This window comes from uncultured Thermus sp., from assembly GCF_938010445.1.
Taxonomy (GTDB): domain Bacteria; phylum Deinococcota; class Deinococci; order Deinococcales; family Thermaceae; genus Thermus; species Thermus altitudinis.
This window is the reverse complement of sequence record NZ_CALLUR010000128.1, coordinates 1-7008: the sequence shown is the minus strand read 5'-3', so window position 1 is coordinate 7008 and position 7008 is coordinate 1. Positions and strand designations below refer to the sequence as shown.

Sequence of the window (7008 nt, the reverse complement as noted above, 5' to 3'; positions counted from 1 at the left end):
TGCTGGAAGCCATCTTCCTCCTCCCCCTGGTCCTGCCCCCCACGGTGCTGGGCTTCTACCTCCTCCTCTTCCTGAGCCCGGAGGGTCCATGGCACAAGCTCACGGGCCTCTCCTGGGCCTTCCGCTTTGAAGGCCTGGTCTTCGCCAGCGTCCTCTTTAGCCTACCCTTCGCCCTTACCGCCTATCGGGAGGCCTTCTTATCCCTGGACCGGAACCTCCTGGAGGTGGCCCGGACCCTCGGGGTGGGCAAGGCCAAGATCTGGACACGGGTGGTCCTGCCCCTGGTCTGGCCGGGCCTCCTTTCCGGTACCCTCCTGGCCTTCGCCCACACCCTGGGGGAGTTCGGGGTGGTCCTCATGGTGGGGGGCTCCATCCCCGGAAAGACCCAGATGGTGAGCATCTACATCTACGACCTGGTGCAGGCCCTGCGTTTTGCGGATGCAGCCAAAGCCGCCCTGGTCCTCCTAGGCCTGAGCCTAACCATACTGGTGGCCGTACGCTCTTTGGAAGCTGAGGGGCGGGCATGGAAGTCCATTACCTGATAAGAAAGCCCATTCTCCTCGAGGCCCGCTTCCACATCCAGGGCTTCACCGTCCTCTTGGGGGAAAGCGGCGTGGGCAAGACCACCCTCCTAAGGGCCCTGGCCGGCCTGGTACCCGCAGAGGGCCGGCCCTATGGGGGGCTTCCTCCGGAAAGGCGGCCCGTGGGCTACCTACCCCAGGACCTGGCCCTTTTCCCCCACATGACCGCCTGGGAGAACGTGGCCTTTCCCCTAAAGGGCGGAAACCTCAAGGAGAGGGCCCTTGCCCTTTTACAACGGGTGGGGCTTCTGGACCACGCCCATAAACGCCCGCACCAGCTTTCCGGTGGCCAGAGGCAACGGGTGGCCCTGGCCCGGGCCTTGGCCAGAAGCCCGGAACTCCTTCTCCTGGACGAGCCCACCAGCGCCCTGGACCCTCTCACCAAGGACCGCATCCTGGGGGAGCTGGTGAACCTCATCCGCCAGGAGGGGATCCCGGCCCTGGCCGTAAGCCACGACCCCGCCTTGGCCCGCATGGCCGACTGGCTTCTGGTGATGGGGCGGGGGAGGATCCTTCAGGAAGGCCCCCCCGAGGAAGTCCTGGCCTCCCCCAAGGAGGTGGAAGTGGCCCGGCTTCTGGGGTACGAGAACCTCTTTCCTGTGCGCATCGGGGAAGGAGGGGTCTGGCTCGGCCCGGTCCACCTCCACCTACCCCTTCCCCCCTGGGCCCGCCCAGGGCAAGAGGCCTGGCTGGGGGTGCGGGCCGAGGAGGTGATCGTGGTGCGGGAGGATCGGCCGCCCCCGCCCCAGAACGTGCTAGAAGGGGTTCTCGCAAGCCTGTATCCCGAGGGGTTGGCCTACCGTGGGCACTTCCAAGGACCCGTGGCCTTGAGCCTCCTCCTCCCCCGCCACGTGCAGGAAAGGCTTCGCCTGCACCCCGGCCAGCGGCTTCGCGTGGCCTTGAAGCCCCACTACCTGCACCTGATGCCGGGCCAGGCGGAGGAGGTCCCCTAAGGGTAAGCCAAACTTGTTATGGAGGCCCTTCAGGAAAAAACGCGCCCGATGGAGAGGCCACCCCAGGTGTTCGGCCAGGGCCTTCCCCTTTGCCTCCACTCCCCTCCCCAAGGCCAAAAGAACCTCCTTTTCCCCCGGGAGGAGTCGCAAGCCCCTCCGGCCCTTTAACCCCGGGACCAAGGACTTGGGGTCATCCCGTTGGGTCAAAAAGGCAAAGTTAAAGGGATCGTAGGCCCTAAGCCCCCAAGGGGTGGACCACACCACCACCTCCCCCTTCTCCAACTGGTCCAAACCGGCTAGGGCCAGGCCCTGGCCCTCCTTCCAACCCACCTTCCAACCCTCTTTCCGCAACGCCCCGTACACGGAAGCGTAAAGGTGCAAGCTATCCGTATACACCACTGCTTGCAAAGGTCTACCCTCCTTTCGCCCAGAAGACCTTTCGCCTTACGCCAGCAAAAACCCTAGCTCTGGGCAAAAGGAGGGGAGCGGGGAGATATAGCCCTTTCCCGGGGCTCAGGGTAACCGGGCTTGGGGATGACCCGGGACCGCAAAACCTCCACCAGGGTGGGAGGCGCCACCTCCCCTATGGGAGGCAGGCCCGGGGCCACCTGCAGGCCGCAGAAGAGGGAGTGGTCCACCTCCCTCTCCTCACCCGGGACCTGGCAGAGGTCCGTTCTGAGCCCGGGGTTTTGCACCTGCATGAGGTACATCTGCAGGGCCACCCCGGTGGAGGCGGTGAGGGTGAGGAAGAGGTAGAGGAAAACGGCCAACATCCGCCCCAAGCCCCTTGCGGCCATGGCCCCAATATACAAAAGGTTGCGGTACAGTGTAAAGGTATGGCGGTTCGCGGCGCCAAGGACCTCTTCGGCAAGGAGCTTAGGCTCCACCAGCACATCGTGGCCACCGCCCGCCGGGTTTTGGAGGCGGCGGGGGCCTTGGAGCTCATCACCCCCATCTTTGAAGAAACCCAGGTCTTTGAAAAAGGGGTGGGAATCGCCACCGACATCGTCCGAAAGGAGATGTTCACCTTCCAGGACCGGGGCGGGCGCTCCCTGACCCTACGCCCTGAGGGCACCGCCGCCATGGTGCGGGCCTATCTGGAGCACGGGATGAAGGTCTGGCCCCAGCCGGTAAGGCTTTGGATGGCGGGGCCCATGTTCCGGGCGGAAAGACCCCAGAAAGGGCGCTACCGCCAGTTCCACCAGGTGAGCTACGAGGCTTTGGGCTCGGATAACCCTATCCTGGACGCCGAGGCCGTGGTGCTCCTTTGGGAAAGCCTCAAGGAGCTGGGCCTTAGGCAGCTTACCCTGAAGCTCTCCTCCGTGGGGGACCCGGAGGACCGGGCCCGCTACAACGCCTACCTGAGGGAGGTGCTCAGCCCTTACCAGGAAGAGCTTTCCCCCGACTCCCAAGAGCGCCTGGAGCTTAACCCCATGCGCATCCTGGACTCCAAAAGCGAAAAGGACCAGGCCCTTTTGCAGGAACTCGGCGTCAAGCCCATGCTGGACTTCCTGGGAGAAGAGGCTCGAGCCCACCTGAAGGCGGTGGAACGGCACCTGGAGAGGCTATCCGTGCCCTACGAACTGGACCCCGCCCTGGTGCGGGGCCTGGACTATTACGTGCGCACGGCCTTTGAGGTGCACCATGCGGAGATCGGGGCGCAAAGCGCCTTGGGAGGCGGGGGAAGATACGACGGGCTTTCCGAGCTCCTGGGGGGACCGAGGGTACCCGGGGTGGGCTTCGCCTTCGGGGTGGAGAGGGTGGCCCTGGCCCTCGAGGCGGAGGGGTTCGGCCTTCCCGAGGAGGGAGGACCCGACGTCTACCTGATCCCCCTGACGGAGGAAGCGGTGGCCGAAGCCTTTTATCTGGCGGAGGCCTTAAGGCCCCGCATCCGGGCGGAGTACGCCCTAAGCCCCAAGAAGCCCGGCAAGGGCGTGGAGGAAGCCCTAAAGCGGAACGCGGCCTTCGTGGGCTTCTTGGGAGAGGATGAGCTGAGGACCGGTGAGGTCACCTTGAAGCGCCTGGCCACTGGGGAACAGGTGCGCCTTCCCCAAAGGGAGGCCCTGGGCTTCCTCCTTTCCGCCCTGGCCTGAGCATCCGTTAAGATTTGGGGGATTATGCGCCGCACCCACTTCGCCGGAAGCCTAAGGGAAGAACACGTGGGGGAGGAGGTGGTCCTCGAGGGGTGGATCAACCGCCGCCGGGACCTGGGAGGGCTCATCTTCCTGGACCTCCGCGACCGCGAAGGGCTGGTCCAACTGGTGGCCCACCCGGAAAGCCCCGCTTACCAGGAAGCAGAACGCGTCCGCTCGGAGTGGGTGGTCCGGGTGAAGGGCACCGTGCGCCTGCGCCCCGAGCCCAACCCTCGCCTGCCCACGGGGAAAGTGGAGGTGGAGCTTTCCTCCTTGGAGGTGCTTTCCGAAGCCAAAACCCCTCCCTTTCCCATAGATGCCGGCTGGCGCGGCGAGGAGGAAAAGGAGGTCTCGGAGGAACTCCGCCTAAAATACCGCTACCTGGACCTCCGCAGGAAGAGGATGCAGGAAAACCTGCGCCTACGCCACCGGGTCATCAAGGCCATCTGGGACTTCCTGGACCGGGAAGGCTTCATCCAGGTGGAAACCCCCTTCCTCACCAAGAGCACCCCGGAAGGGGCCCGGGACTTCCTGGTGCCTTATCGGCAGCAACCTGGCCTCTTCTATGCCCTGCCCCAATCCCCGCAGCTTTTCAAGCAGATGCTGATGGTGGCGGGCTTTGACCGCTACTTCCAGATCGCCCGCTGCTTCCGGGACGAGGACCTCCGGGCCGACCGCCAACCCGACTTCACCCAAATGGACCTGGAGATGAGTTTTGTGGAGGTGGAGGATATCCTAACGCTTAACGAAAGGCTCATGGCCCACGTGTTCCGCGAAGCCTTGGGGGTGGAGCTTCCCCTTCCCTTTCCCCGCCTCGCCTACCAGGAGGCCCTGGAGCGCTTTGGCTCCGATAAGCCCGACACCCGCTTTGGCCTAGAGCTCCAGGAAGTGGGGCACCTCTTCCGGGAAAGCGCCTTTCAGGTGTTCCGGGAGGCGGAAAGGGTAAAGGCCCTGGCGGTGCCCAAGGCCCTCTCCCGCAAGGAGATCGCCGACCTCGAGGAGTTGGCCAAGCGCCACGGGGCCAAGGGACTGGCCTTTGCCAGGGTGGAGGAGGGGGGGTTGGCAGGCGGGATCGCCAAGTTTTTGGAACCCGTACAGCACCATCTCCTGGAGACCACGAAAGCCGGCCCGGGGGAAACCCTCCTCTTCCTGGCGGGGCCCGCCAAGGTGGCGGCCAACGCTATGGGGCAGGTGCGGCTTAGGCTGGCGGAGCTCTTGGACCTCTCCCGGGAAGGCTTCCGCTTCCTCTGGGTGGTGGACTTCCCCCTCTTGGAGTGGGACGAGGAAGCAGGCCGCTACACCTACATGCACCATCCCTTTACCAGCCCCCATCCTGAAGACCTACCCCTTCTGGACACCGACCCCGGGAAGGTGCGGGCCCTGGCCTACGATCTGGTGCTGAACGGGGTGGAGGTGGGCGGCGGCTCCATCCGCATCCACGACCCCCAGCTGCAGGCCAAGATGTTCCGCATCCTGGGCATCGGGGAGGAGGAGCAGCGGGAAAAGTTTGGCTTCTTCCTCGAGGCCCTCACCTACGGGGCCCCACCCCACGGGGGCATCGCCTGGGGGCTGGACCGCCTGCTGGCCCTCATGACCGCAAGCCCCTCCATCCGCGAGGTCATCGCCTTCCCCAAGAACAAGGAGGGCAAGGACCCCCTCACCGGGGCCCCAAGCCCTGTGTCCGAGGAGCAGCTTCGCGAACTGGGTCTTATGGTGATCGCCCATGGCTAGGATTCCCTACGTGATCGTGGACGCCTTCGCTTCCACCCCGGGAGCCGGGAACCGGGTGGCCCTGGTTTTGGATGCCAGGGGGATGGGCCTGGAGGAGATGCAAAGCCTTGCCCGGCGCCTGGGCGAGCCGGAAACCGCCTTTGTCACGGAAAAACAAGGCACCCTTTTTGCCGTGCGCTTCTTCACCCCTACAGGGGAGGTGGAGTTCTCCGGCCATGCCGCCTTGGCCCTGGGCCTGACCCTGGTGCGCCTGGGCCTGGCCCCGGAAGGCACCGAACGGCTCTACCTTCACACCCCCACGGAGGCCCTGCCGGTGGAGATCCTCTATGAGGCCGGGGAGCCCAAGAAGGCCTTGGTGCGGGGCCCTGCCCCCAGGTTCCGCGACCTCCCTCCCTACCAGGCCTTGAAGGAGGTCCTCGAGGCCCTGGGCTCCGACGAGCGCTACCTGCACCGGGGACTCCCTTACGGCATTGCCTATACCGGGCTTTGGAGCCTCTTTGTCCCCCTGATCGCCCCCGGGGTAGTGGACGCCCTGGAGCCGGAGATGGCGGCCCTGGCAACGGCCTCCCGCAAGCTAGAAGTGGCCACGGTGCACGCCTACGCTCCCATGGGGCCGAGGAGCTTCTACGCCCGGGACTTCGCCCCCCTCTTGGGCATCCCCGAGGACCCGGTAACGGGCTCCGCCAACGCCGCCTTGGGGGCCCTGTTGGCCCGGGCTGGGGTGGTGCCCCGGAGGGAGGGACGGGTGGTCCTCACCATCTACCAAGGCCACCGCCTGGGTAACCCCGGGGTGGTGGAGGTGGTGGTGGAGTATAGCCCCACCGGCCAGCCCTATGGGGTCCAGATCGGTGGGGAAGCGGTCCAGGTCTTTGCTGGGGAACTCTGATGGTGGGGTTGGTCTTCATAGATGTGGACGGCACCCTGGTGGGTAGGGACGGAGTCCCGGATTGCGTCTGGCCGGCGGCAGAAGCCCTTAGGAACCAGGGGGTGCGGCTTAGCCTCATCACCGGCCGGCCGGGTCGGGGCCACGCCCTGGCCTACGCCCGCAGGCTGGACCCCACGGGCCTGCACGTGTTTGAGTCGGGGGCGGTGGTCCTGGCCCTTTCCCGGGATCCCCACTCCCCACCTACCCAACCCCTCCTAGTGGAGGCCCTGCCCCAAGAGGCCGCCCGGGAAGCCGTTCGCCTAGCCCGGAGACTCCAGCTCCCCCTGGAAGGGTACACCGCCGACGGGGGCTTCTTTCTGGAGGGAGAAGACCCCCTCCTCCAAGCCCACCAGGAACTTTTGGGCCTAAAGGCGGAACCGGCAGACCTCATGGCACTTCCAAGCCCTTTGGTCCGCCTCCAGGTGCTGGCCGAGGCCCACGCGCCCTTAGGGGCACTTCTGGATGCCCTCCCCCCAGGGCTGCAGGCCCACGTGGCGGAAAGCCCCCGGATGCCTGGGGTGCGCTTCGTTTCCCTCACCAAACGGGGGGTGAGCAAGCTCACCGCCGCCCGCTTTGTGGCGGAAAGCTACGGCCTTACCCTGGCCCAGTCCGCCATGGTGGGGGACGGGGAGAACGACCTGGAGGTGATCCGAGGGGTGGGCTTGGGCATCGCCATGGGGAACGCT

The 7008-nt window shown here is 65.8% G+C and carries 7 protein-coding genes; 6 read left to right on the top strand and 1 reads right to left on the bottom strand.

Going from position 1 to position 7008, the window contains the following annotated elements; genetic code table 11:
• The coding region (gene modB / locus Q0693_RS07250) for a molybdate ABC transporter permease subunit (RefSeq protein ID WP_298630340.1) at window positions 1-542 on the top strand (542 nt) is incomplete at its 5' end.
• A complete protein-coding gene (locus tag Q0693_RS07245) occupies window positions 524-1534 on the top strand; it encodes an ABC transporter ATP-binding protein (protein ID WP_298630338.1) in 1011 nt (336 codons plus the stop codon). The genes modB and Q0693_RS07245, both read left to right, overlap by 19 nt.
• A gap of 461 nt (window positions 1535-1995) precedes the next feature.
• Here the strand turns inward: Q0693_RS07245 and Q0693_RS07240 are convergent, their stop codons facing one another.
• The gene (locus tag Q0693_RS07240; protein ID WP_243029639.1) at window positions 1996-2331 is read right to left on the bottom strand and encodes a hypothetical protein; all 336 of its coding nucleotides are present in this window, start codon (window positions 2329-2331) and stop codon (window positions 1996-1998) included.
• Window positions 2332-2370: 39 nt separating this feature from the next.
• On the opposite strand from Q0693_RS07240, the gene hisS reads away from it, so the two are divergent.
• From hisS to Q0693_RS07220, 4 genes are all read left to right on the top strand, one after another.
• Window positions 2371-3627 carry a histidine--tRNA ligase gene (hisS, locus tag Q0693_RS07235; RefSeq protein WP_298630336.1) on the top strand — a complete coding sequence of 419 codons (1257 nt, stop codon included), beginning with the start codon at window positions 2371-2373 and terminating at the stop codon, window positions 3625-3627.
• A gap of 24 nt (window positions 3628-3651) precedes the next feature.
• Window positions 3652-5397, top strand: coding sequence for an aspartate--tRNA ligase (gene aspS / locus Q0693_RS07230; protein ID WP_298630333.1), 1746 nt, complete (start codon window positions 3652-3654; stop codon window positions 5395-5397).
• Window positions 5390-6283, top strand: coding sequence for a PhzF family phenazine biosynthesis protein (locus Q0693_RS07225; RefSeq protein WP_243029636.1), 894 nt, complete (start codon window positions 5390-5392; stop codon window positions 6281-6283). Before aspS ends, Q0693_RS07225 begins: the two co-directional genes overlap by 8 nt.
• A partial coding sequence (locus Q0693_RS07220) for an HAD family hydrolase (protein ID WP_298630332.1) occupies window positions 6283-7008 on the top strand: 726 nt, incomplete at its 3' end. The genes Q0693_RS07225 and Q0693_RS07220, both read left to right, overlap by 1 nt.

Excerpts from the sequence above, each read along its gene's own strand:
- Q0693_RS07245 (WP_298630338.1), top strand. The coding sequence starts at position 524 with ATGGAAGTCCATTACCTGATAAGAAAGCCCATTCTCCTCGAGGCCCGC.
- Q0693_RS07240 (WP_243029639.1), bottom strand. The coding sequence starts at position 2,331 with ATGGCCGCAAGGGGCTTGGGGCGGATGTTGGCCGTTTTCCTCTACCTC.
- hisS (WP_298630336.1), top strand. The coding sequence starts at position 2,371 with ATGGCGGTTCGCGGCGCCAAGGACCTCTTCGGCAAGGAGCTTAGGCTC.
- aspS (WP_298630333.1), top strand. The coding sequence starts at position 3,652 with ATGCGCCGCACCCACTTCGCCGGAAGCCTAAGGGAAGAACACGTGGGG.
- Q0693_RS07225 (WP_243029636.1), top strand. The coding sequence starts at position 5,390 with ATGGCTAGGATTCCCTACGTGATCGTGGACGCCTTCGCTTCCACCCCG.